Genomic DNA, 25,602 nt, shown 5'->3' with positions numbered 1-25,602 from the left:
TTTTTTATTAGCCAATGTTAAATCGCAGAGAATTCCTGGAAGCCATCGGCGTCTCTGGCGCCGTACTCACACTAGGCTTTGGTGGCCTGCAAAAGCTGATGGCCGACGGCAGTGTGACGCCTTCAGCGGGCTTCGGCCCTCTCCTGCCCGATCCTAACAAGGTGCTCGATTTGCCCAAAGGTTTCACCTATCGGATCATTTCACAAACTGGCAAGCCAATGGCCGACGGCCTACTGTCTCCGGGCAAGCAGGACGGCATGGCGGCTTTCCCTGGTCCGCATGGCCGCGTGATACTCATCCGAAACCATGAGAACGAATACCCCTGGCGCCCGCTCGGACCGTTTGGTCTGCTCAATGAGCGCTATGCGGAAATCGACCACAGCAAGCTTTATGATGTACGCCAAAACAACATGCCGTGCATCGGCGGCTGCTCGATTTTGGTTTACAATCCGAAAAGTGGCCAAGTCGAAAAGGAATTCATGCGACTACTGGGCACGGAGCGCAATTGCGCGGGCGGCCCGACCCCTTGGGGCACTTGGATTACTTGCGAGGAAAGCTCGGTTAAGGCTGGCGATGGTTACAAGCAAGATCACGGCTACGCCTTTGAAGTCAGCGCCACCCTGACTCCCGAGCTCGAGCAAGCCAAGCCGCTTAAGGCAATGGGACGCTTTCGTCGCGAGGCAATCGCAGTCGATCCAGCCACTAGCATCGTTTACCAAACTGAGGACCTGGGCGACGCCAGCCTCTACCGCTTTGTGCCGGACAAGCCAGAGAAACTCGACTCCGGCAAACTCCAAGCTCTCGTGATCAAGGGTGGTCCGGCTGATACTCGCAACAACCCGGGCGGCAGCACGCAATTTCCGCTCAACAAAAGCTTCGAAGTGGATTGGGTGGACTTAGATGACGTCGAAGCGCCGCAGGACGACTTGCGTTTCCGCGCACAAAAGCAAGGTGCCGCGATTTTTGCCCGGACCGAAGGCATTTGGACGGGTGACGACGAAATCTACTTTGCCTGCACCACGGGCGGCCCCCAGATGTTTGGCCAAATCTTCCGTCTCGTGCCGGGGCGCGGTGAAAAGCCAGACACGTTGGAGCTATTCATCGAGTCCCACGACTCCGACCTCATGCAGAACGCGGATAACCTCGTAGTTGCGCCCTGGGGCGATGTCATCATCTGCGAAGACTCCAATGCGCCACATAAACGCCTGGTCGGAGTGACGCCGAAGGGCGAAATCTACCACCTCGCTAAGTGTATGTATAACAGCTCGGAGCTGGCTGGTGCGTGTTTCTCACCCGACGGTAAAACGCTGTTTTTCAACATCCAAAACGCCCCGGGCCTGACGATTGCCATGACTGGCCCTTGGCCAACCGCTTAATTAACTGCTTGTCCTGCGACTGGCTCCGCCCCGCCTTGTGGGTAGAGGAGCATCCGGTCGTGCACGAGCAGGATGATGTCCTGGCGACCATCATTGGTGAAGTCGCCAATGATGACCTCTCGCGGCTCCAGCGGGGCGCCCTTGCGGCCACCGTAGTGGATATCTTCCTCAAAGACGTTGAAATGCAAGGCGCTCTGCCACGTATCCGGGGCAACATATTTGATGACCTCAAGGACGTTATTTTGCCCATCGATAAGCACAAACTCCGGGCCGTTTTCGCCATTGAGCTCACCTACGGCAATCTGGTTATAAACAATGTCATCCAAGTCAGATTCGTAGGTGGAGAGATTTTGCAGTGCCTGCCACGGCTGCTGTATCGAGGTGCGCAGGATTGCATTCTTGCCGAGTAGCACGAGATCGCCGCCTGTTGCATCGCTCGGCAAAATGCCCAAGGGCGCGAAGTCGCCAAACTCGACTGAGCGTGCATAGCGATAGATGCCGGAGTCATCGCGGCTTAGGATTTGAAATTCCTTGGAACGAGTATCAAACAGAAGCAGCTCGGCTACGCCGTCGCCATCCACATCGCGCAGGTGCGGGATCGAGAGGTTGTCATTGCCGGACCGGGAGTTGAATTGATCCAGCACCGTGCGGCGTTTTTCGGAGTCCAAATAAACGGCGCGCACAAAGCCGTTGGAGGTAATTAAGAGTTCGTCAAGGCCGTCGCCATTGACGTCGCCCAATCCGGTATCGGCCAAATTCACTTCGCGCAAACCGTCGATCTCGTAAACTGCTTTGCCACGTTCGTCCTCGGGTAGGCTTTCCAACTGGTCGAGGTCGATGTAGCGCGCCGCATAGCGCGGGAAGGTGATCAGCAAGTCCTGGGAACCATTTTGGTCCAGATCCGCCAACATCAAGCCCGATGGCGGCCGACGCATTCCGTCCAGCTCGATTGCCACGTCGACAACCCAGGTGCCGTCTTTCTGCGAAAGCAGCGAGAGCTTTTGTTGGCTGTTGTCGCTGGAAATAAGAATCAACTGCTGGCGCTCGGGAGCCCAGGCAATCTTGACCGGATCACCCGCCACACCAATGACCTGAGGAAAGACAAAACGATCACCGTTCCAATGGGTCAGGCCAATCACGCCCTCGTCGGAACTGAGCGCGAACAGCTCCGACTTGCCGTCGCCATTGATGTCGGCCGCCGCCAGGGATTCCACGCCACGGAATGAAGGGAACGACTCGGGCGCAAGCCAGCCGCCTCCGGGCTTACCTTGTAGCTGCCAGATTTGCGCATTGGCGGAGTCTGCCACGACCATGTCGAGCAAGCCGTCGCCATTGAAATCGCCCCAGGCATACGCATCTGCCGCAGCCGCCTCTGCGCTCGTCGAGTAATATTCCATCGGCCAGTCATCGCCGTTTTCCAGACTGGCAGCCTGAAGTTGCTCAACGCGCAAACGGCCCGTACGGGGCTCGATTAAAACTAATTCCGGGTCCTCACCCTTGGGGTCAACCCAAGCGATACTCGGCGTGGTGGCGTCGAGGCGGTATGCTTGCTCCGCGCCTAGGCCTGAGCCCGGCTGCCATTCGATAATGCGCAACGCACGCGAAGACCCAGGTGCCCGATAGCTGAAGCGCAGCGGTAAGTCTTTGTTCGCGGGCAGCACCTCCAAGTCCATGGCGTTAGCTTCCAGACGGTAAGTTTCATGCAATTTGATTGGCGTCGCGTTTTCATCGAAGGCAAAGACCATCAGTCGGTTTTTGGTTAACGCCACCAACTCCAGGCCATCGTAGCGATCTGACAGCTCCACGAGCTGCAACGTGGTCTTCCAAGGTAGCGCATCGACGCCATCGTACTCACGCTTTTCAGACCAGTCGCCGTCATCTAGCTGAGCCACAGCAACGAGTGGCTCGTCCTTGCTGGTAAAAATAACGTCCGTCTGGCCATCGCCGGTCACGTCCCCCAGGGCCAGGTCAAACATTGCAATGCCGCTCGTGACGCCTTCGACCTCAAAACGCGTGTCCTCCAAGACTGGCTCCCAACGATTGCGGCGGATGCTTTGTGTCTGACTGTCGACTTCGCCCGGAGCTCGTTGGTAGTAAATTTCGATGCGGGCGCGGTCGTTGTTGATGACGCCGATGTCTAGCTTGCCATCGCCATCAACGTCGTCTTGAGCCAAGGCGCGCACGCTCCAATCGATCTTAGTGACTTCTGGGCCAGTCAACCGAATTGGGTTAGTCTCGAATTCATTGGCGAGTGCGGCGCTGCTAATGAGCAGAAATGCTGTGAGGTATCGCATGATTGCTTAAGGATTTTTCGGCAGGACTCGGGCGCGGGTGATTTGTGCGTCTTCCAGGATGTAGCCGGCAGAAAGAATAAAATACGGCATGTCGGCGCCGCTGAATTCCGGAATATCAAGCTCGATGCCTTTCCCTAAGTTGTCCGCTACTTCCTCCCGGTAAATTGCCATGACTTGCTCCATTGCCGACCCGAGGTTAAAATAAGCACACTCAACTGGGTTTGGCGGCATGTCGGCGAGCGCATCCACCATGTAGCTTTGATTCCACAATCCGCCGTCCGACTCCCTCAGTCGATAGAGCGTGCGTTCCAGCAAATCGACCGACCCAATCGCCACAAACAAATGATTGTCCACCAACGCGTAGCCAAAGGGCGGATCTTCCTGGTTCACCTGGGCAGGAACCATGATGGACATGTCCAGGAATGGACGCTCGGTAAACATTTCGGCGCCGGGCATGAAAGTCTCTGCCAGTCCCTTAACCGCTCCTTGGAAGGCCTGCGGATCGCGGATTGGAATTGCGAAAATCTTATTTTCCCTGTCCTTTTCGTCGCCCTCATTCGCGTCCTCCTTCCAAACGGTGAATGAGGCAAATTGGTCGCCAAAATTGTTCAACAAGGCTTCGCGTAAATCTAGGCCGGTCTGCTGGCGTAGGTTGTCTAACTGGAGCTGAAACATCGCGCCGAAGTTCGGGCTCATGTCGTTGAGGATGGATTCCAGAGCGGCAAAGGCTTCACTGAAATCAATCATCGTCACGTTCGCGCCAGCAACTTCCTCCGGGACCCAATGCGGCAGGCGCAACGGGTCCGGACTGTAGGCCAACAGCTCGAGTATGCCTTTGCGCTCATCGTAAAGCACACCGAACGTGGACTGTAGATTGTCACTCTTGTAATCGAGCGAAGCAAAGGCGGCATGCAGGTTATCAACAGCCAAACTGTTCCACAGCGACTCCAAGGTCACCCCAAGCGGATTGAGCGGGATGTCGCCCATGTCAGACTGGAAATAGCTGCGAAGCATGTCGACTCCTACGCGCAAGTTGCCGTATGCACGGGCTTGTGCTTCGCCGCAAATATCCATGCTACGGAGGAAATCTTCGGTGCTGCCTAAGCCATCACGGCGGGTGTCGAGAATGGAGTCGACTGTGTTTTTGAGGAGTTCCAGCGAGGTCGTCTCGATTGCGTAACCATCGACTAACGTCCAATATTCCGGCATCCATTCTTCCTCAGGTGCTTCAACCAATTCTTCGGTATACAGCGTAATGCCAGCGTATGGTTCTTCTACGAGCAGCACTTCGTCACTAGGCAAATCACGGTCACAGATCTGAAGGAATTTCAACGCCTCAATATCCCCGGAGAACTCTGCTATCAGCACAATCTCGGGCTCCATGTCATTGGCTTCATCCATCCCCACCACTGCGCCACAGATTCGTCCGGTAAGGACTTCGTCCAAGCTATCGAACGACAGCGCATTGCCACTGGGCAAAGTAAAACGCTGGCCATCGCCGGTTTCAAAAGGCTCCTCAAGCTGCGTGGTCCATTCAGCACGCTGTTTCTCAGTGACAAATTCGCTCAGACGACCTTGCTCCAACTCGCTTACCAAGCCCTTAAAGTCATCCAGCGACAAGCTGAACAGCGTGGTATCGGGCAAATAATTCTCGAGGTAATCTTTCGCGTGAGCGGCGCACACGCAAACGAGCGCGGCTATGATACAGAAGTAAGTCTTAAGCATGCTCCTTAATTTTCCTCCGAGGTGGGAGGCTTGTTGTAGCGGAAACCGGTGTTTGGATGTCGTGGATCAAAGGCAAAGGCATCACGATTCTCGAGAAAGAATTTGAGCACGTTAGCCGGAATCGCAAACGCGAGCCCCTCGGCGCCCATAGCAACGACCTTCATGTTGTTCACGCCAACGACTTCACCGCGCATATTAAAGAGCGGACCGCCAGAATTGCCGGGGCTGATCTCAGTCGTGGTTTGGACAAACACCCGGCCGCCGATTGGACGATTGCGGTTGCTGACGATGCCTTGCGAAACGGTGCGGTCGAGGCCCAGTGGCGCGCCGATAGCAAATACGGATTGCCCCTGCTTCAAATCATTGGACTCACCGAGAGGCACCGCCGCGAGCGATTGCCCATCGGGCAGGTCGATCTTGAGCAGCGCCAGATCCGCGCCCGGGTTACTCGCGACGATTTTCACGTCGTCGTGTTGCTCGCGTTTTAAAGACTCCCCCTCCTGCTTGAAAACAGTGACCGAAATATCGTGTTCACCGGCAATCACATGGTCATTAGTCACAATGTAGCCATCCGGATTGATGACGAATCCGCTACCCAGGCCAGTGGTGGTTCGAATCAACACAACGGACTCGCCGTAGCGGTTCACCCATTCGCCAACGGGAAGTGTTTCGCCCTGGGATATGGTTTGGAATATGCCTTGCGATAGCGTGGAGTCCGATTTAGGGGCGATGGCGTCTTCTAAATCGATGCCGATAATGTTGTCGCGCGGAATTTCCAGCACCGTAAAGCCGAGATCCACGTAAATGCTGGTTGGCCTTTCATAAACCACCGACCCGCTAACGGCATTACCTTCGCTCAGGTTGATCGTCGCGCGCTCGGCAAAGAGTGGCGCGCAAGCCAGCGCACACAGAGTAAGAGTGATAAACTTCACAATTTGTAGCTTAATGACTAATGGGTAACGCGCAAGAGCGCGTTGTTGCTAAAAAACTCCCTTCGACGTATTTAATTGGCGGTGCCTGTGCTTACTCGTCCAAAGTAAAGCCGACCTTGATCGTTACTTGCCAATGCGCGACTTGGTCGTTGTCGATGTGGCCGCGGGTTTCCACGACCTCAAACCAGCGCATGTTGCGGACAGATTTTGAGGCACGAGCAATCGCGTTTTTGATGGCTTCATCGCTCGAAACAGAAGACGAGCCAGTAAGTTCAATTTTCTTGTAGATATGGTCACTCGTAGGAACAACCTATCGCACAAACCAGTAATTGCCAAGTAATTGCCGCAGTTCACTCCGAAACTACTCAGCGCGCTTAACGAAGCGGTATGGCGCGGAAAGCCAAGGTTCGCCCGCGTAGCCAATACCAATGCGTGGAGTCCGCTCGACCTGCGCTTCGGCCAGCGAAGTCCCCTGCTCTATCCAAAGGCCTGATTCGATGGCTGCGGCTTTACCATCGAGCGACTTATCGATCAGCATGGCCTTGGTTAACCGTCCTGGGCCAATCATGGGACCAGCCCCACGAACTAAGACTGCGGCTGGAAAATCTTCTGGCCCGGTCACGATATTCAACAGCCAATGGACACCGTAGCAAAGATAGACATAGAACACGCCGGGCGGGCCAAACATCACGGCGTTGCGCGGGGTCTTGCCGCGACATGCGTGGCAAGCTTGATCGTCCTGACCGTCATAGGCCTCCACCTCGCAGAGCTCCCAGCGCAGAATTTCCCCACTAGGCAAACGGCGGCAGAGGTTCTGGCCCAAAAGTTCGCGCGCGACCGTAACGGTATCGCGCGCGAAAAAGTCAGGACCGAGAATGGTCTCTGTCGACACCGGGAATTAGCCTCCGAATATGCCGCGTTGGAACAAGCCCAGGACCACGGTCAGGATTACCAGCAGGCTGAGCATTACCTTGTGAAAAATGCCCACGGCGCCCGGCATCGGATAGGCTTGCTTAGCTTCATCACCCGGCAACGTAGGCTTCACAAAGAAGGCTTCGCGGATCCAACCAAAGTAGTAATAAATCGAAATCACCACCCCGATAATCGCGGCACCCAACAGCACGTAAAGTCCGGCTTGGAAGGCCGCGATGAAGATCAGCAGCTTACCGATGAAGCCAGCCAACGGCGGAATACCTGCCAGCGATCCCAATCCAATTGCCAAGACACCAGCGAGGAATGGCTGACGTTCGGCCAGCTTCTGGTAGTGCTCCAGCTCTTGGAATTCGTCGGCTGCGCCGGCGAGGTGGACCATGACGCCAAAGATGGCGAAGGACGCAAACAGGTAGGCGAACAGGTAGAAGATGATTGCCCAAGGTGCCAAGGACGCGCCTTGGGGATTCGTCATCGCGACGATGGCAATCAGCAGGTAACCCGCGTGAGCGATACCGGAGAGGCCAATCACGCGCTTCACGTTGCGTTGGCCGATGGCGGTTAAGTTACCAAAGAGAATGGTGATGATTGCGATTGCCGAGAGCAATGGCTGGGTCAGCGCAGTCAGGTGCGCGAACGGACCGATGATGAGGTTCATCAATACGAAGAATCCAGCTGCCTTGGAGGAAATTGCGAGGAATGCAGTGACCGGAGTCGGTGCGCCCTGATAAACATCGGGCACCCAAATCTGGAACGGCACGGCGCCAATCTTAAAGCAGATGCCGCAAATGACGAGCGTTGCACCGATCAGCACGAGCGGCTCATGGGCATTTTGCGCAATAAACTTACCGAGCTCAGTGAAGTTCATCGCGTCAGAAGTAGCCCCCTTAAGGGCCGGGTTGCTGGCCGCACCATAAAGCAGGACAATGCCGAACAGCAAAATAGCCGAGCTAAGTGCGCCGAGGATCAGGTATTTCAGGCCGGCTTCCAACGAGAAAGCGCTGTAGCGGCAGTAGGATACCAGCACATAGAAGCCGATGGTGACCGTTTCCAGGGCCACAAAGAGCATCACGAAGTTGCTGGATTGTACGAGCAGCATCATCGATGCGCTGACCAAAATAGTGACCAGGAAGAACTCCGAACGCGGGAGATTCTGGCGCGACAGGTAGCTGATCGCCAGATAGCACACGAGCGCCGAGCTCAGCACGAAGAACGCGCGCATGTAGCCCAAATACGGGCCGCTTTCAATCATACCGCCAAAGAGCGGGCCAGATGTGCCAACCTCACAGCCGCAACCAAGGACCAAAACACCAAGCAGGCCGAGTTGTGACGCGATGGCAAAGGTTGGGATGATACGCTTGCGCGTCGAAGGGAGGAAAAGATCCAGGCAGAGCACGAGAATCGCGATGCCGGCCATGACGAGCTCAGGCCAAATCGCGCCCCATTGATTCGTGGAAGCTAGTTCTTGAAAACCGTTGTAATTCATAGCGATTTCCCTCCTTCCTGTGCCGTCTCAGTTGCGTCGGCTTCAGCGAGTTGAAGGGTTGTCTCAGAAGTGGCTTCCGCTTTGGAAACCTTTAATTTGGAAGGCATGTGCACGTAAACCGGCTCGGTTTCCACCGTCTTTTCGATCGAGTTCGAAATCCCCATGGGCCAGAGTCCGATAAAGGCGAGCGTCACCAGAAGAATCGTAGCAGGAGCGCGCTCGGCTGGCGTGATGTCACCGATTTCGCGGTCGCCTAGAGATTCAGTAAAGCTCTTGGTTTGCGGGCCAAAGAAGATATTGGCTGCGGCGCGTAGCCCGTAGATAGCAGAAATCACTACGCCGAATACAGCGGGAGCAACGGCCCAAGCGTGGTTTTCCCACAGGGCGATGAACACTGTAAACTCACCCCAGAAATTCGCGAAGCCGGGCAATCCAATCGAGGCCATGCTGGCGGCGACAAACAAACCGGCGAGCACCGGAGCCTTGGGCCCAAGTCCGCCAATGGCCTTCATGTCGTAGGTGCCAGTGCGGTTGTAAACTGCAGTGGCGAGAACGAACATCAATGCAACAGATACGCCGTGCGCAAACATTAGCATGACCGCGCCACCGATGCCGACAATCGACATCGTAGCAATGCCAAGGAAAATGTAACCCATGTGCATCACGGAGCTGTAACCGATCATCAGCTTCAAGTCGCGCTGGGCGATGGTGACGAAGCCAATAACAACGATGTTGCCGAGGGCGAGCCAGACGATCCAATCATTCCAAGCCAAGGCGCCAAATGGCAGCAGCGGCACGGCGATTTGCACCAGTCCATAAAGACCGAACTTCTTGAGCACGCCGGCGTGGAGCATCGCGTTGGCAGTCGGCGCATTGGCGTAACCGCGTGGAGCCCAGGAGTGGAATGGGAACAGCGACACCAAAATGCCGAAGCCAAAGAGCAACAGCGCGAAGATGTTGTTCTGAGCAATGGCGGAAATGCCATTCGCGCTTAAGTATTCCTGGAGGCCGATGAGGCTAAAGCCCGTGGCGGCGTCCCAGCCAGTCTGGCCGTAAAGCGCAATCAGGCCAAGCAGCGAAAGCATGGCACCGAGCGTCAGGTAAACCGTCATTTCCATGGCGGCTGCGCGGCGCCCTTCCCCGCCCCAGATGCCGATCATGATGAAGGTCGGGATGAGGGCCAATTCGTGGAAGAAATAGAAGAAGAAGATGTCAATCGAGCAGAAGACGCCCATCAAGCCGGACTGCATAACGAGCAGTAGGCCCATGTAAACGTGCAGGCGCTCCGCTTGAGAATACATCGCATGAATCCCGGCAGCCAGCCCCACAATACCCGCGAGCAAGTAGAGCGGCATGGAGATGCCATTGAGGCCGAGGAGCAAGGTGATGCCAACGCTTTCGCGCAAACCGAGGTCGCAGCCGCCAACGTATGCAAAGCCGTTGAGGAGATCGGTTTGGGAATCGAACTTCATCCACAAGTAGACGGAGATGACCGCCGGAAGCATGAAGCCGATGGCTGAAATCAGGCGAACGCCAGACTTGCCCAGTGATTTGCCGAAAAAGAGCACCACCGCCGCTGAAAGCGGGATGAAAATCGACAGAAGCAGCAAATTAAAATCAGTAAACATGACTTACAGCAATCCGAGGGCGAATGCGCCGAAGAAAATAACGCCAGCCAGGAACCAGTAGACGTATCCGTGAATGTTTCCTACGTGGAGGGAACGCGAAACCATGCCAAAGAGGCCGGCCACACCCGCTGTTCCGCAAACCAGTAGTCCAGAAATAAGAAGGTTATCCAAAACGGCCAGGAGGTTGGCGAAGCGCTCTTGAACATGCGCGACGTAGTAGTCGTAAACGTCATCAAACCAGCCATGCTTTTCCAGAGCCGCGTAAAGCCCCGGCGCCTTGACTTGCAATTTGTCCGTTTTCGGCCCCAAGCCGTAGAAAAGATAAGTGAAAACAAAGCCAAGCAGCATCACGCCAAGGGTCACGCCTTCGAGCATCGTGCCTTGCTCCGTCGCTTCGACTGCGTGGTGCGCGGCCGTGTAGCCACCGCCGTAACCGTGATGCGGCCCATGCGCGTGGTCTTCCGCTTCTGCCTGCTGGCCGTAGCCATCCATCATGAAGACGGTGGTGTCGGTCGGCAGCATGGCGGTCATTTCACCGTCGGCCCACTTGAAGTCGAGGCTCTTGCTGGCGAACCAACCGGCGCCAAGCGAAAGCGCGCAGCCCAGAACGATCAGCGGTACGGTCATCAGCAAGCTGGACTCGTGGGCGTGCTCAGCCTTTTCGCTGTTCGGCTTGCCGAGGAAGACCACGAAGAACATGCGGCCCATGTAGAGCGCGGTGGTCAGTGCGGCGACGAGCGTCAGGCCGTAAACCCAGTAATAGGTGGTGTGGCCGGTTTCAACGCCCAAGCCATAGGCGGCGTTGATGATCGTGTCTTTACTGTAGTAACCCGCGAAGAACGGAACCGCTGAAATCGAGAGCGCGGCGATAAGGAATGCCGTGCCGGTAATCGGCATCTTCTTGTAGAGTCCGCCCATTTTGAACATGTCCTGCTCGTGGTGGCAGGCGTGAATCACCGAACCGGAGCAAAGGAACAAAGTTGCCTTGAAGCAGGCGTGCATGGCCATGTGCATAATGGCGAGGCCGGGGAAGCCGAGGCCCAGCGCCGTGCCCATGTAACCAAGGTGCGAAAGCGTCGAATAAGCCAACGACTTCTTGATGTCGCTTTGGCCGAGCGCCCAGAAACCTGCGAGCATCGACATAGCGGCGCAGATCCACATGACCACTTCCAGCACTTCCGGCGTGAGCAGGAAGAAGATGCGGACCATGAAGTAAACACCGGCCGCGACCATCGTGGCAGCGTGGATGAGCGCGGAAACCGGAGTCGGGCCCGCCATCGCGTCCGTCAGCCAGACTTGCAGCGGGAATTGCGCGCTTTTACCGAGGAAGCCACACATCAAGAGTAGCCCAATGCCGGTCACAGCGTGCTTTTCGCCGCTGGCGATGAGCTCGTTGATCTCGTAGAAATCAGCGGTGCCGAAATAGTGGTAAGCCCAGGCGATGCCGACGAGGAAACCGAAGTCACCCACGCGGTTGACGATGAATGCCTTCTTCGATGCGGCGGCGGCGAAATCCTTGTCCCAATAGTGGGCGATCAACATGTAGGAGCTGAAGCCAACCAGCTCCCAGAATATGAAGATCATAAACAGGTTGCTGGACAGGACGATGCCGAGCATCGAGAACATGAAGATCGACAGGCCACCGAAGAAGCGACCCTTGTTTTTGTCGTCATCCATGTAACCCACGCTGAAGACGTGGATGAAGAATCCAATGAAGGCCACGACGGCGAGCATTGTCGCGCTTTCGTGGGTGAAGTAATAGCCGATGTCGATCTGGTAGCTGCCGAACTTGAGCCAGGTGTAGCTGTATTCGGCGCCGCCTAGGGCCTGGCCATCCCATCCGAAGATGATGATGAACGAAACCACGGCAATGCCCAGCGCCGCCAGGACGGAGAGCCCGGCCGCGACGTATCCGCCACGACGCAGGAACAGCGCGATGAGCCCCGCTGAAACCAGCGGTATCAACAATAAGACGTTAAAAAGTGCGAGCGTATCCATTTGCAGCGTTGTCCGGTCAGTTTCTCAGCTCGGCGAGTTCTTCGACCATGACGGTCTGGCGTTTGCGATAAAGAGCCACGATGATTGCGAGCCCCACGGCGACTTCTGCCGCAGCTACCGCAATGATGAAGAAGACAAACAAGTTGCCGTCCATCGAATTGTGGTAGCGCGAAAAAGCGACGAGCGCGAGGTTCACGGCGTTGAGCATCAATTCCAGGCACATGTAGATGACCAGGGTGTTGCGGCGCAGGATCACGCCGAAGAACCCGATGGCAAACAACAGGCCGGAGACAAAAAGGTATGCGTTTAGCGAAACAGTCATGACTTGGCGACCTTCTGTTTGGCGGGCTCATCGCCCGAAGCGTCGATCTTCTTGCTCAATACAATGACGCCGATCATGGCGATGAGGAGCAGGAAGCCCGTCACCTGGAATGGCAGCATGTATTTAGTGAAGAGGCCGTAGCCAAAGGACCGCGATGCGGTGGTGAAAGGAATGTTTTCCGCGGTCGCGTTTTGCGGCATCTCAGTGATCGCGGGCAACTCAGTGGACGGGGCTGCGCTCGGACCGAAAGTAACGTAGGCCAAGCCGGAAATCAGCATGAGGCCGCCAACCGTTGCCGCCACGATCGTGAGACGATCCGGGCGAACGGAGCGCGCCTTGTCTGCGTCGAGCAGCATGACGATGAACAGGAAGAGCACCATCACCGCACCGGCGTAAACCAGCACTTGCAGCGCCGCCAGGAAGTATGCCTCTAACAACAGGAAGAGACACGCCATACCGACGAAACTCAGGATCATGAACATGGCCCCGTTGACGGCGTTGCGGCTCACGGTGACCAGGAATGCGGAGAGCACCGTGAGCGCGGAAAACAGGAAGAAGAGAAAGTCAGCCATTGGCAAAAAATGAAGCTAAAGAGAAGCGCCGAACATAAAAGCTTAAAGCTCGGAATTTCTAGTGGTGGCCTCCAGCGGCGACCTTTTCCTCCGCCTCTTTTTTCCTGTCCCACTTGTAGTGTTGGTCAGGCAGCGTGCCGCCAAGCTCGTAAAGCTTGGCTTTGTGATAAACCAGCTCCTCGCGGGAGTAACCGGAAACCGAATAGATGTCTTGCAGGAAGATCGCCTCTTCAGGGCAAACTTCCTGGCACATGCCGCAGTAAATGCAGCGCAGCATGTTGATTTCAAAATCTTTGGGTCGCTTTTCGACGTGCGCGTTTTCGTCGCTGTCGTCGATGTCTCCGGGAGTGATGCGGATCGCTTTCGGCGGACAAACAAACTCACAGAGTTGGCAGGATACGCACTTTTCGCGGCCATTGGGGTCACGAACGAGCGTGGGGACGCCGCGGTAGTTGTCCGGAATCGTCGGGCGTTCCTCCGGATATTGCAGCGTGACCTTCGGGCGCAGCATGTTGTCGAGGGTGATTTTCAGTCCCCCGAGGACCTGCGGCATGTAGGTCTTTTCCCAGAAATTGAGTGGTGATCGATCGACTACTTTAACAGCCATGGTAATTCCTTGGTTATTCGACGATAGCCGGGGTTTGGTCAATTGCGAAGGCGATGTCCCACAGACCGATGATGATGGCGTAGGCCACCACGCAGATCAGCGCGCCGGGCACGAGGTATTTCCAGCCGAGGGTCATGACTTGGTCGTAGCGGAAGCGCGGCAGCGTCCAGCGAACCCACATGAACAGGAAGACGAAGAACAACGTCTTTCCGATGAAGTAAATGACGCTCAGCGGGCCACCCAGCCAGTTGGGCATCAGCGCCCACGGATCGGACAGCCAGTGAAGGCTTTCGATGCCGAAGTCCGGCAAGAAGTTCCAGCCACCGAGGAAGAGGATCGTGAAGACCGCCGAACCGATGACCATGTGCGCGTATTCACCGACGAAGAACAAACCAAACTTGAACGAACCGTACTCGGTGTGAAAACCACCAACGAGCTCGGTTTCGCTCTCGGGCATGTCGAAAGGCAAGCGGTTGGTTTCCGCATAAAGCGAAACCAAGAAGATGAAGGCCGGAATCGGCATCCATACGCCAAGCCACATGCCTTGCTGCGACTCGACGATGTTGAAAAGCGATAGACCAGCGAGGCCGGAGTTCGGACCATTAGCCCAGATCAAAACCGGCAGGATGCTCATGCCCATTGCAAGCTCGTAAGAGATCATCTGCGCCGAGGAGCGAATGCCGCCGAAATATGGATACTTCGAGTTGGCCGCCCAGCCGCCGATCACAATGCCGTAAACGCCGAGTGAACCGAATGCCAGGATGAAGAGAATGCCGATGTCGACATTGGCCAGAATAATCGGCTTAACGACGTCTCCGTCCATGTATTGACCAACCGGCAGCACGACCATGGTGGTCAAGGCCGGAACCAGCGCGATACAGGGAGCGAGGCAGTAATAAAGCTTGTTTACGTGGCCGGGCAGCGGGTCTTCCTTGAAGAGGAACTTCACACCGTCGGCCAACGGTTGCCAGATGCCGAGCTTGACGAGCTGCGGCCCCAATACCGGGATCGCAGAAATGCCCGGCAGCGCGGTGCGGTTCGGCCCCACGCGGCCTTGAATCCAGGATGCCACCTTGCGCTCGCCCAAGACTGAGTAAGCGGCCAAGGACATGATCACCGCGACAAACAGTAGCGCGAAGATGACTTTGATGACGATGTCGAGAAGGAGTGAGTCCATGGCTTAGTGGGCTGAGCTTTCAGCTCCGGCTGGTTCGGCGGCAGGCTCGTAGTGCCAGCCCTTTTCTTCCACGAATGGAAGCTGGGCAAAAGCTGAGCTGTCGAGTTCAAGACCAGTGGCGGGAATTTTGGCAAACTCCACGCCGGCAAATTGTTCAATCGCGAGCCCCATCTCACGCCACAGCATTGGGTTGCTCGGCGCGGTGTAGGCGTCGCCCTTGATTTCGCTGATAATGCGGGCGAGCAACGCGGTGGTCGGCAGGAGGCCAGCAGGTCCGGGTACGCATTGGGCAAACTTCTGCAAGCGGAACTGCTGGTTGACGAACGAACCTGAGCGCTCGAACACCGTCAGCGTCGGAATTAACACGCGGGCAATGTCGGTGGTATCGTTGCGGTGCGAGCCCAGGTAAATGATGTTGGCCTTCTTGAGAAGATCCGGACCAATGCCAGCCTTCACGAGATCTTCGCCAAAGCACACTATGGTTTTCACTTCGCCCTTTTCGAGCTGGTCGCGAAGCGCGTGCAGGTGCGTTTCTGGCAAAGTCTTGAGCAGGCCGGTCAACAGACCACCACGCAAGTTCGGGGTCTTGTCCTTGGAAATCAGGCGGTCATCGCCCTCCCCTTGGTGGTAAACAAAATGAACGGCACCGGGCTCGACTTCCGCCAGCTTGCGGAGCATCCACTGCTCTTCCACGCTCATTTGGCCGGAGCCAACGTAAGCAACCGGGCCAACGCTCATCAGCTCGCGAACGCGCTGTGTCGCTTCGCCGATGCTGGCCCTGTTGCCATCCACACGGAAGCTCTTCATGCGGTTTTCGGCTTCAACCTGATGATAAAGCGCGCGACCGGTGTCAGCCATCCACGTGTCATTGACCAAGTCATTGCGACGCGGTGTGATGCGGTAGATGACGCCTTCACGAGACCAGACTTCGGTGTTTACACCAGCGCTGGACTCGGTGCAGATGCTCGGCGTCGGCTTCAGGAACCACACGCGCATCTTGAAACGGAAGTCCGTGCTGGTCAGCGCGCCAACCGGGCAAAGGTCGACCGTGTTGAGCGAGTAATTACTGTCCAGCTGAGTGCCGGGGAAGCAGGTCAAGGTGTTGTAGCTGCCGCGCTCGGTGAAGCCGAGGACCGGATTTTCGTCGATCTCGTCGCAGAAGCGAACGCAACGGGAGCAGAGGATGCAGCGCTCGTCGTCGAGCGTAACCCGCGGCCCGAGCTTGGTGCGCTTGGGCTTCACGTTTTTCTCTTCCACATAGCGGCTAAAGCCACGGCCGTAATCGGTGGCAAATTCCTGAAGTCGGCACTCACCGGCTTGGTCGCAAATCGGGCAGTCCAGCGGGTGGTTAACCAGAAGGAATTCCATGACGCCTTCGCGACATTCCTTGGTCAGGTCCGACTTGGTTTTGAGGTGCAGACCGGGCATCGTCTTGGATGCGCAGGCGATCGCCGGCTTCGGCATCCAGCCGATCTTTTGCACGCCGTCATCGTCGAGCACGGGTTCACCCGTGGCGCGGTCGCGCATCGGCATGCCCATTTCCACGAGGCACATGCGGCAGTTGCCCGCCACGGAAAGCTTCGGGTGGTAGCAATAGTGAGGGATCTCCACCCCGACACTCTCGCACGCGTCCACGAGATTCATCCCGTTCGGCACGCTGTGCTCGTTGCCGTCGATGTTAATCGTCACCAAATTGGTTTCGCTGTCAGCCATGAGAAAATCAGATCAGAGGGAAGCCTGCGGCATTATAACGCTCACCGTTGGCCTGTTTCTTAATCTTGTCGAGATATTCGTCTTTAAACTTCGGAACGGCGCTCTGGACGGGCCAGGCGGCGGCTTCACCGTGGGCGCAAATCGTGCGACCGGCAATCTGATCGGCAATATCGAGCAGGAGCGGCACGTCTTCTTCGCGGGCTTTGCCATCGGTCATGCGCTTGGAAAGCTTGTGCATCCACAAGGATCCTTCGCGGCAAGGCGTGCACTGGCCGCAAGACTCGTGGGCGTAGAAAGCGTTGATGTTCGCCATCGCTTCGAGCATGTCCGTGGAGTCGTCCATGATCATCGCGCCGCCAGTGGAAAGCGCGGTGCCACAAAGGCCCATGCTAACCGAGTCCAGCGGGATGTCTTCAACACCCCAGTCGTAGTCTTCGCCGGAGTTCGGGTGCTTGCCCTTCCAGCGCTCGCCCCACTTGAGGATCTTCATCGAAAGACCACCGGGGATGACCGCCTTGAACTTGCGACCGGGCAGCGGGCCACCGCAGCCGTCGTAAAGAATTTCGCCGAGGGTGTGTGCGCCGGCTTCGATTTCGAAATAGCCGGGCTTTTGCACGAGACCGCTGACGCCGATGATGTGCGTGCCGCTGTCGCCCTTAACGCCGATTTCCGCAAACTTCTTGCCACCAAGCTCGATAATGTGGCGGACCCAGCAGAGCGTTTCAACGTTGTTCACGATCGTCGGGCACATGTAGAGGCCGAGTGCTGCCGGGAAGTAAGGCGGCTTAATGCGCGGGTAGCCACGCTTGCCTTCGAGCGATTCGATCAGGCCGGTTTCTTCACCGCAAATGTATGCGCCACCGCCACGGTGGACAACGAGGTCGCAGGAGTAACCAGAACCCAGGATGTCGTCGCCGAGGAAATTCTTAGCGCGAGCTTCTTCAATGGCCTTCTCCAAAATGCGCGCGCCGTTAATGAATTCGCCGCGGATGTAGATGAAGGCCTGCTTCGCGCCAATGGCGAAGGCGGAAATCATCATGCCTTCAATCAGTTGGTGCGGGTCCTGATAAATCAGCTGGCGGTCCTTGTAGGTGCCGGGCTCTGATTCGTCCGCATTGCAAACGAGGTAGATCGGCTTGCCGGACTTGAAGTCGAGGAACTTCCACTTCATGCCGGTCGGGAAGCCTGCGCCACCACGGCCTCGGAGGCCGGAGTCGAGCACTTCTTGGCGGAGATCTTCGGGCTTGGCTTGAACGGCCTTTTTCAGGATCTCATAGCCGCCGTTCTTAATGTAGCATTCGATGTCGTTCGAGTAGCCTTCCTCGTCGACATGCTTGTAAATCATTCTGCGTTGAGTAATCGCCATGACTTCAGTCAGTAGTTTCCGGGTTAGCCCTTGAATGCGGGGTGCGCGACGCCGTCTGGCGCTTCGTCGACCGCTTCGCCTTCGGCCATGCGTTTAATTTTATCGATCAGCGTGTCAGTCGCCTCGTCGGGCGTGACGTTTTCATAGAGCTTGTCATCGACCTGCACCACCGGCGCGTAACCGCAGTCCGCAATGCACTCCACGAACTCAATGGTGAACTTGCCGTCAATCGAGGTTTCGCCGCGCTTGCAGTCGAGTGCTGATTCGAGCTTCTCGCAGGTCTTGTAGGAGCCCTTCAGTGCGCATGACAAGGTGCGGCAGACTTTGACGTGGACTTTGCCGATCGGTTCACGGCGGAACATCGGGTAGAAAGTCACGACTTCCCAAACCTGCATCGGCTGGATGTCCAAGCGCTGAGCAATCCACTCGACGGACTCCTTGGACAGGTAGCCCTTCTCCTCCTGTATCAGGTGGCACAGCGGCATCGTGCAGCTGCGCTTGTCCGGATAGCGCGGAATCAGCTTGTCGATTTTTTCAGTCGTTTCTGCGGAAAGTTCCATGGATGAAAATCAAAATTCAAAATACAAAATTCAAAACGGATGTGGTTCAATGTGCTTTTTGCGCTGCACATCCTTAATTCTGAATTCTTATCGATCGCATTCCCCCATCACGAAGTCGAGGCTGCCTAGGATAACCGGCACGTCACTCATCATGTGGCCCGGGCAGAGGTGCTCGAGGATGCTGAGCGAACAGAAGGAAGGACCGCGAATCTTCAAACGATACGGCACGCCCCCACCCTTGCTGTGGATGAAGAACGCCAAAACACCCTTCGGGTTTTCAGCTTCAAAGTAAACTTCGCCCGCCGGAATCTGAGGACCCTCGGTGACGATCATGAAGTTCTGAATCAGCTCTTCCATGCTCGTGAGGACCTTGTCCTTCTGCGGCTTGAAGATCTTTTTCGCTTCGTCGTTGTACCAGAGGCCATCGGGCATCTTGGCAATCGCCTGCTGGACGATGCGAATGCTTTGGCGCAGCTCTTCCATGCGGACCAGATAACGGTCGTAGCAGTCGCCGGCGGACCCGATCGGCACATCGAAATCATAGTTTTCGTATCCGCAATAAGGTTGGGCCTTGCGGATATCAAGGTCATGGCCAGATGCGCGCAGGTTGGCGCCGGTGAGGCCCCAGGCCAAGGCGTCTTCCTTGGAGATGATGCCGATATCACGCGTGCGATCCATGAAGATGCGGTTACGCGTAAGGAGCTTGTCCAGCTCGTCAACCACCGGGATCAGCTGGTTACAGAAGTGATTGACGCGGCCCATCCAGCCATCGGGCATATCGCGGGTCAGGCCTCCGATGCGCGTGTAGCTGGTGGTGAAGCGGGCACCGGTCAGTTCTTCAAAGAGCGTGTAAAGCTTTTCGCGCTCGGTGAAGGTATACATGAACGTGGTCAGCGCGCCAGTGTCCATGCCGTAAACGCCTAGTCCCAACAAGTGGGAGGAGATACGGGCCAGCTCGCAGCAAATAATGCGGATTGCCTTGCAGCGCTCCGGCACATCGATGCCAGCGAGGCGCTCAACCGCGATGGCGTAAGCCACGTTATTGGCGAGCGGCGCCAGGTAGTCGAGGCGGTCCGTGTAAGGCACGAACTGGTTGTAGGTCATGTTCTCGGCAAGCTTTTCGTCGCCGCGATGCAGATAACCAATCACCGGGTCACAACCGGAAATGATGTCGCCGTCGAGCTTCAGCTTGAGACGCAGCACGCCGTGAGTCGCCGGGTGAGACGGGCCCATGTTAAGGACCATTTCTTCGCCGCGAAGCTCATCCTTGTCGTATTGAGCAGCGCGTCCGGCGATGTCGCCGTAGGAAATTTCAGTTTCGCTAGCCATCTTAGTCGTTGTTTGGCTTGGGTTTCTCTTCGTTCCAGCTTTGGTCAGCAGCGCGAGGCTCGCGCTTGGACATGGCGCCAGTTTGCGGAGCGTGGAATGGACCGCCCATCATCGGAGCGGGAATCACCTTGGCACCGCCAGCAGCCTCGGCCACGTCAGCAGCGGGGAATTCCGTTTCGATGCCTGCCAGCGGGAACTCCTTGCGGAGCGGGAAATACGGATAGTCGTCCCACATGAGAATGCGGCGCAGGTCCGGGTGGCCCTTGTAGCGAATGCCGAGCAGGTCATACGTCTCGCGCTCATGCCAATTGGCGGCTGGGTAAAGCTTAGCCAGCGTAGGCAGCTCGGGCTCGACGTCGTCCTCGCAGTCTGCCGCGATGCGGATGTAATTATGCTTCGTGGAGCTGGCAAAGTGGTAGATACCGGTGAAGCGCGGTGAGACGTCCTCGGACCAGTCAATCGCCGTGACGTCCATGAGCAGGTCGAACCCCTGTTCGTTGCGCAGCCATTCGGCGACGCTGAGCAGGAGGTCCGCCGGCACATTGGCCGCCGGGATATCTAGCGACTCACGTTGAGTCGACCCTTCAAATTTTTTGATCAGTTCTTCGACTAGCGCGGATTCCATATCGCAGTCAGCTATGTTAGTTCCGTTGAACGCTTACGCGTGGGCGGGAGCCGTCGTGGTTTTCTTTTCGGGAGCTTTGTGCATGTCCCGATCCAACAGATTTTTCACTGATGGTTCGCGTTGAATTTTGTCCTGAATCTTAATCATGCCGTCAAGCAGTGCTTCGGGACGTGGAGGGCAACCGCTGATGTAGACATCCACCGGCACGATGCGGTCGACGCCTTGCAGCACAGCGTAAGAGCGATACATGCCGCCAGAGGACGCGCAAGCGCCCATAGCGACCACCCACTTCGGCTCGGCCATTTGGTCGTAAATGCGACGCACCACCTCTGCCATTTTGTAGGTTACCGTTCCGGAAACGATCATGCAGTCCGCCTGACGTGGCGAAAAACGCATGACTTCCATGCCGAAACGGCTGATGTCGAAACGGGAACCGCCCGCGGCCATGAGCTCGATAGCACAGCAGGCCAAGCCCATAGGCATGGGCCAAACCGAGTGCTTGCGAATCCAGTTGATTGCCGTGTCCAGCTTGGTGACGACAAGGTCCCCTTCGATCTTGCTGTTGTAGGCGAAATTGTTCTCCGTAGCCATATTCTTAGGTGGTTAAAGATGGGTTCTCGGCTGGACGCAAACGAAAATATGACGAGACCGATTCTCAAATAGTAAAGGTTCCATAAATTTTGAAAAATGAAGCTACGATTGGGCCATTTTTCAACCTCAAGCCATTATTAACTGAATTCTCTAGCCGCCATAGGCCGAAGACGCTTGATGGCGAACTCGACCGCCACAGCCAGCGAAATCTTGTGCTCACGCAGCTTCGGGAGGCAGAATGCCAGTTCGTTCCGTTCTTCTGCAGTTGCATTGAAACAGCCTTCACCCTTCTTATTTAAAGGTTCGGAAGGCTGGAGCGAAGCCACGGCAGCAGTAGTGGATTCTTTCTCACGCGGTGCCCTTCATTTCAAAACCGCTGCGATACTTGTATTGCGAACTGATGCCCTGTGTCTGGTCTTTGCGAGCGTTGTATTAGCGGAGGAACGCAGAGAGGCCCTGATAGAGTTCAGCCATCGTCTCGTATCTGCCCGGTTTAGCACCTTGAATCATGGGACAGCACATGGCACATAACACCCGAAAGCATCCAAATCCTCAAACTAACATCAGGCAATAAGCACCCCGCAACCCGGTTAAATACTCAACCTCGCCATCCTTAAAGCAGTGCTATGGGATGGCCGATGACCTTAATCTCTAATTTCTTTGCCGCTTCTTTGCACTGCGTTACCCCCGGTGTTTGACGATGAACCTTTTTTAAGACCTGCTGGCTTGCCTTCGTAGAGCAGCTTACCGCCATTGACGCCCCCACCCGGCCCAAGTTCGATCACCCAGTCCGCCAGGCGAATCACATCGCTGTGGTGCTCGATCAAGATAATGGTGTTGCCCGCTTCACGCAGCTGAAAAAGCAGGTCGAGCAGCTTTTGCACGTCTTCCCAATGCAGACCCGTGGTCGGCTCGTCGAGGAGGTAAAGCGTCTCACCTTGCTGACGTTTGGCCAGCTCCAGCGACAGCTTGATGCGCTGTGCCTCACCGCCAGACAAGGTGTTGGCCGACTGCCCCAGCTTCACGTAGCCCAGGCCCACGGCCGACAGCGTTTGCAGGCGCTCGTGTATCTTGGGAATGTTTTTAAAGAGCGCCATCGCCTCATCGACGGTCATCTCGAGCGCCTCCGCGATGTTCACGCCCTTGAAGCGCACCTCCAGCGTCTCGCGGTTGTAGCGCTGGCCGTGGCAGCTCGGGCACTCCACAAACACATCGCCCAGGAACTGCATATCCAGCTTGATCTGACCATCGCCCTGACACCGCTCACAGCGCCCGCCGCGCACGTTGAAGCTAAACCGACTCGCCTTGTAACCGCGTACCTTCGATAGCGGGGCCTTCGCATACAAGTCGCGCAGGTGGTCGAAAATCTTGGTGTAAGTCGCAGGATTCGAGCGCGGGCTGCGGCCAATCGGCGACTGGTCCACGCGGATCACGCTCTTGAAATGATCCAGCCCGTCGATGCCGTCATGCGCGCCGGGGATTTGCTTCGCTCCATTGAGCTTCCATGACGCGGCCTTGGCAAGAATACCATTCACCAGCGTGCTCTTGCCCGAGCCGGACACGCCGCAAACGACAGTCAACAGCTTCAGCGGAAAGCCCACATTGAGCCCCTGCAAATTGTGCTCCCGCGCATTGAGCACGGTCAGGCGCCCGTAGTCAGCGTTGCGGTCCTTGACGTCCTTCATCAGCTTGCGCTGGCCGGACAGGTACGGGCCAGTGCGCGACTTCGGGTGCGTCTCGCATTCCTTGGGCGTCCCCTCAAATATGATTTCCCCACCATGCGCGCCGGCACCGGGCCCGAGCTCGATCAACCAGTCCGCCTGACGTATCGTGGCCTCATCGTGCTCGACAACCACCACCGCATTGCCGCGGTTACGCATGTCGAGCATGGTCTGGATCAGCTTTTCATTGTCATAGGGATGCAGGCCAATGCTTGGCTCATCGAGCACGTAGCAAACGCCAACCAGCCCCATCCCCAGTTGCGTCGCCAAGCGCACGCGCTGCGCTTCACCACCAGACAACGTTGCGTAGGAGCGGTCGAGGGTCATGTAATTGAGCCCAACTTCTTCAAGAAACCCAAGGCGCTGCTCCAAGCCGATCAACGCCTCACGCGCCGACTTCAGACGCTCATCGCCGAGCAAGCTTTGCGATACAAAGTCATGCGCATCGTGAATACTTTGCGATAGAAAGTCAGTGAAGCGTTTGCCGTTCACCAGCACATTGCGCGCCCGGGCATTGAGCCGCTGTCCATGGCAGCTCGGGCACTCGGACGCCACTTGATACGCCATCAGCCGCGCGCGCAGACCATCGCTGGACGTCTCGCGGCGTATGTCGTCGAGCAGGTCCATGACGCCATTCCAAGGCAAGGCTTCGGGCGAGGAATTGCCCTTCTTGAGCTTAAAGCTGAACAGCCGGTCGCCGGTCCCGCCGAGGATTTCCGTGCGCGTTTCGTGCGGCAGTTCTTCCCAAGATACATTCGGATCGAAGGGCATTTGCTCGGCCAGCTGCTTGAGGATGGCGTTGTGCTTAATGATCATCGCCTTGGAACCCAGGCGCAGCGGCTTGATCGCGCCCTTCTTCACGGACTTCGTCGGGTCAGGCACCAGCAGTTGCTCATTAAATTGGCGCGTCTGCCCCACCCCACCGCAGGTTTCGCAAGCGCCCTCAGGATGGTTCCACGAGAAGTGGCGCGGCGTGAGCGGATCATAAACCACGCCCGACTTCGAGCCCGCCAACGCGCGGCTCAGGCGAATTTCTTTCCACGGCGCATCACGGTTCTCCTGCGCCAAAACCAGCGCGCGATCTTTGCCCTCGTGGAAGGTCAGTTCCAGCGAGTCGGCAATGCGTGAACGCTGGTCTTCGCGCAAAACGATGCGGTCGACGATGACCTCCAGCTCCAGCTCGCCGGGCTGGCTGGGGAACTTCTCCGCATCATTCAGCTCGTAAATCGTCCCCGCAATGCGCACGCGCTGGAAGCCCTTTTGGCGCAGGTGGGGAATCTCTTCACGGATCACCGAAGCGCGGGCCGTCATCAGCGGCGCGAGCAGCATGAGGCGCGAGTTATCGGGCTCCTGATAAACGCGGCGGATGCAGTCATCGAGCGAACGGCGTTCGATTTTGCCACCATCGATGGGGTCAAATTGTTCGCCGCAAACGGACCACAACAGGCGTGCATAGTCGGCGATTTCGGTGACCGTCGCCACCGTGCTGCGGGGGTTCGCGCCGGCGGCCGCGCGTTGCTCAATCGCCACCACGGGCGACAAGCCATGAATGAAGTCCACCTCCGGCCGCTTCACCTGCTCCAGTAGCTGGCGGGCGCGCGTGGAGAGGCTTTCCACATACTTCCGATAACCCTCGGCGTAGAGCGTATCAAAGGCCAGCGAGGACTTGCCCGATCCGCTCACGCCCGTGACGACCACCAGCTTGTCGCGCGGAATCCGTAGCTCCAAATTGCGGAGATTGTGTTCGCGCGCGCCTTTGATGTGGATGTCCATAAGCCGCGTATCGTTGGGGCTCTCAGCGGCCATGTCGAGCGTTTGCGTGCGGGGAAAGTCGGGGCGAAAAGGTCCGATTAGGGTTGCCAGCCAAGGGTTTGCGGGATTGACTATTAATTAAGAATGAAACCCATCATATACATCAAACCAGGCTGCCCCTGGTGCAATGAGGCACTCGCTTACTTTCAACAACACGGTGTCGACTTGGATGTGCGCGATGTAACCCGCAGCCGCAGCAACATGCAGCGGATGATCGAAATCAGCGGCCAATCGCTCACGCCGACCTTCGAATACGGCGACTTCGTGGTGGCGGATTTTAGCGTGGATGAATTCGTTGACGAAGTCGCGGAAGAACCCGAAGTGCGCCGTCGCCTCGGCCTCGCCGACCACCTGGAAGACGATTGAGCCCGTGTTGCAGCTATAATCCCACGCCAAACTTATAATTGGCGCCTAAGGATTTGGCGGGTAGTATCGTGTCAAAAGTTAACACACGACACGACACGATGCCATGAGTCTATTTTGGGAATTCTATCAACAAAACGAAATCAATACTGCAAGAGGCGAAGCAAATATCGCCAGCGGTAAAGCTGAGAGAGCCAAGAACAAAGCCCAAGAATTTGAGCGAAAGCATGTTCGTCAGGCGCTCGCCTCTCAAGCCATGTGGGAGCTCATTCGCGAACGCTTCGATCTGACCGACCAAGACCTGACTGACCGCATGCTGGAAATTGACCTGCGGGACGGCGTAGCGGACGGAAAGATGACCCAGCGCATAGTCGAGTGTCCAAGCTGCAGACGAAATTCTAACTCCAGCCGAGCAAGCTGCATCTACTGCGGTTCAATCCTTCCCAAGGAACATGTGTTTCAATAAGCGCCATTT

General features: G+C 56.7%; 22 protein-coding genes. 3 read left to right on the top strand and 19 right to left on the bottom strand.

Annotated elements, in window-relative coordinates:
• Positions 1-14: 14 nt before the first annotated feature.
• Positions 15-1,376, top strand: coding sequence for an alkaline phosphatase PhoX (locus RBB62_RS04900; protein WP_309397613.1), 1,362 nt, complete (start codon positions 15-17; stop codon positions 1,374-1,376).
• On the opposite strand, the gene RBB62_RS04895 is transcribed toward RBB62_RS04900, so the two are convergent.
• The 19 genes from RBB62_RS04895 to uvrA form a co-directional block, all read right to left on the bottom strand.
• The gene (locus tag RBB62_RS04895) at positions 1,373-3,670 is read right to left on the bottom strand and encodes an FG-GAP repeat domain-containing protein (RefSeq protein ID WP_309397612.1); all 2,298 of its coding nucleotides are present in this window, start codon (positions 3,668-3,670) and stop codon (positions 1,373-1,375) included. The genes RBB62_RS04900 and RBB62_RS04895 overlap by 4 nt on opposite strands.
• A 6-nt stretch (positions 3,671-3,676) precedes the next feature.
• The gene (locus RBB62_RS04890) at positions 3,677-5,395 is read right to left on the bottom strand and encodes a hypothetical protein (RefSeq protein WP_309397611.1); all 1,719 of its coding nucleotides are present in this window, start codon (positions 5,393-5,395) and stop codon (positions 3,677-3,679) included.
• 5 nt (positions 5,396-5,400) lie between these two features.
• Positions 5,401-6,327 (bottom strand): S1C family serine protease, encoded by a 927-nt coding sequence (locus tag RBB62_RS04885; protein ID WP_309397610.1) that lies wholly within the window; start codon positions 6,325-6,327, stop codon positions 5,401-5,403.
• Between the two features lie 91 nt (positions 6,328-6,418).
• On the bottom strand, positions 6,419-6,616 hold the full coding sequence (locus tag RBB62_RS04880) for a dodecin (RefSeq protein ID WP_343219069.1): 198 nt from the start codon (positions 6,614-6,616) through the stop codon (positions 6,419-6,421).
• A gap of 72 nt (positions 6,617-6,688) precedes the next feature.
• The gene (locus RBB62_RS04875; RefSeq protein ID WP_309397609.1) at positions 6,689-7,219 is read right to left on the bottom strand and encodes a DNA-3-methyladenine glycosylase; all 531 of its coding nucleotides are present in this window, start codon (positions 7,217-7,219) and stop codon (positions 6,689-6,691) included.
• Positions 7,220-7,225: 6 nt separating this feature from the next.
• On the bottom strand, positions 7,226-8,743 hold the full coding sequence (locus tag RBB62_RS04870) for an NADH-quinone oxidoreductase subunit N (protein ID WP_309397608.1): 1,518 nt from the start codon (positions 8,741-8,743) through the stop codon (positions 7,226-7,228).
• Positions 8,740-10,371 (bottom strand): complex I subunit 4 family protein, encoded by a 1,632-nt coding sequence (locus RBB62_RS04865; protein WP_309397607.1) that lies wholly within the window; start codon positions 10,369-10,371, stop codon positions 8,740-8,742. Before RBB62_RS04865 ends, RBB62_RS04870 begins: the two co-directional genes overlap by 4 nt.
• A gap of 3 nt (positions 10,372-10,374) precedes the next feature.
• Positions 10,375-12,369, bottom strand: coding sequence for an NADH-quinone oxidoreductase subunit 5 family protein (locus RBB62_RS04860; protein WP_309397606.1), 1,995 nt, complete (start codon positions 12,367-12,369; stop codon positions 10,375-10,377).
• 16 nt (positions 12,370-12,385) lie between these two features.
• On the bottom strand, positions 12,386-12,691 hold the full coding sequence (gene nuoK / locus RBB62_RS04855) for an NADH-quinone oxidoreductase subunit NuoK (protein ID WP_309397605.1): 306 nt from the start codon (positions 12,689-12,691) through the stop codon (positions 12,386-12,388).
• Entirely contained in the window at positions 12,688-13,173 is a 486-nt protein-coding gene (locus RBB62_RS04850; RefSeq protein ID WP_425499884.1) for an NADH-quinone oxidoreductase subunit J family protein, read from the bottom strand. The genes nuoK and RBB62_RS04850 overlap by 4 nt, the downstream gene beginning before the upstream one ends.
• 148 nt (positions 13,174-13,321) lie before the next feature.
• Positions 13,322-13,870: a NuoI/complex I 23 kDa subunit family protein gene (locus RBB62_RS04845; RefSeq protein ID WP_309397603.1), complete on the bottom strand. Its 549-nt coding sequence runs from the start codon at positions 13,868-13,870 to the stop codon at positions 13,322-13,324.
• Positions 13,871-13,883: 13 nt separating this feature from the next.
• On the bottom strand, positions 13,884-15,047 hold the full coding sequence (locus RBB62_RS04840; RefSeq protein WP_309397602.1) for a complex I subunit 1/NuoH family protein: 1,164 nt from the start codon (positions 15,045-15,047) through the stop codon (positions 13,884-13,886).
• A gap of 3 nt (positions 15,048-15,050) precedes the next feature.
• On the bottom strand, positions 15,051-16,760 hold the full coding sequence (locus RBB62_RS04835) for an NADH-quinone oxidoreductase subunit G (protein WP_309397601.1): 1,710 nt from the start codon (positions 16,758-16,760) through the stop codon (positions 15,051-15,053).
• Positions 16,761-16,767: 7 nt separating this feature from the next.
• Positions 16,768-18,105, bottom strand: a complete 1,338-nt coding sequence (nuoF, locus tag RBB62_RS04830) for an NADH-quinone oxidoreductase subunit NuoF (protein ID WP_309397600.1) — start codon at positions 18,103-18,105, stop codon at positions 16,768-16,770.
• A 44-nt stretch (positions 18,106-18,149) separates the two neighbouring features.
• Positions 18,150-18,686 carry an NADH-quinone oxidoreductase subunit NuoE family protein gene (locus RBB62_RS04825; protein WP_309397599.1) on the bottom strand — a complete coding sequence of 179 codons (537 nt, stop codon included), beginning with the start codon at positions 18,684-18,686 and terminating at the stop codon, positions 18,150-18,152.
• 87 nt (positions 18,687-18,773) lie between these two features.
• Positions 18,774-20,015 (bottom strand): NADH dehydrogenase (quinone) subunit D, encoded by a 1,242-nt coding sequence (gene nuoD, locus RBB62_RS04820; RefSeq protein ID WP_309397598.1) that lies wholly within the window; start codon positions 20,013-20,015, stop codon positions 18,774-18,776.
• A gap of 1 nt (position 20,016) precedes the next feature.
• Positions 20,017-20,640, bottom strand: coding sequence for an NADH-quinone oxidoreductase subunit C (locus RBB62_RS04815; RefSeq protein ID WP_309397597.1), 624 nt, complete (start codon positions 20,638-20,640; stop codon positions 20,017-20,019).
• A 33-nt stretch (positions 20,641-20,673) separates the two neighbouring features.
• Entirely contained in the window at positions 20,674-21,231 is a 558-nt protein-coding gene (gene nuoB / locus RBB62_RS04810) for an NADH-quinone oxidoreductase subunit NuoB (protein WP_309397596.1), read from the bottom strand.
• A gap of 644 nt (positions 21,232-21,875) precedes the next feature.
• Positions 21,876-24,758, bottom strand: coding sequence for an excinuclease ABC subunit UvrA (uvrA, locus tag RBB62_RS04805; RefSeq protein ID WP_309397595.1), 2,883 nt, complete (start codon positions 24,756-24,758; stop codon positions 21,876-21,878).
• A gap of 90 nt (positions 24,759-24,848) precedes the next feature.
• On the opposite strand from uvrA, the gene RBB62_RS04800 reads away from it, so the two are divergent.
• Both RBB62_RS04800 and RBB62_RS04795 read left to right on the top strand, forming a co-directional pair.
• Positions 24,849-25,130, top strand: a complete 282-nt coding sequence (locus RBB62_RS04800; RefSeq protein WP_309397594.1) for a glutaredoxin family protein — start codon at positions 24,849-24,851, stop codon at positions 25,128-25,130.
• Positions 25,131-25,233: 103 nt separating this feature from the next.
• A complete protein-coding gene (locus tag RBB62_RS04795; RefSeq protein WP_309397592.1) occupies positions 25,234-25,593 on the top strand; it encodes a hypothetical protein in 360 nt (119 codons plus the stop codon).
• Positions 25,594-25,602: the final 9 nt, after the last annotated feature.

Source organism: Cerasicoccus maritimus (assembly GCA_031296935.1).
GTDB lineage: Bacteria > Verrucomicrobiota > Verrucomicrobiia > Opitutales > Cerasicoccaceae > Cerasicoccus > Cerasicoccus maritimus.
Note: the sequence above shows the minus strand (reverse complement) of the source record. Positions and strands in the feature narration are given on the sequence as shown.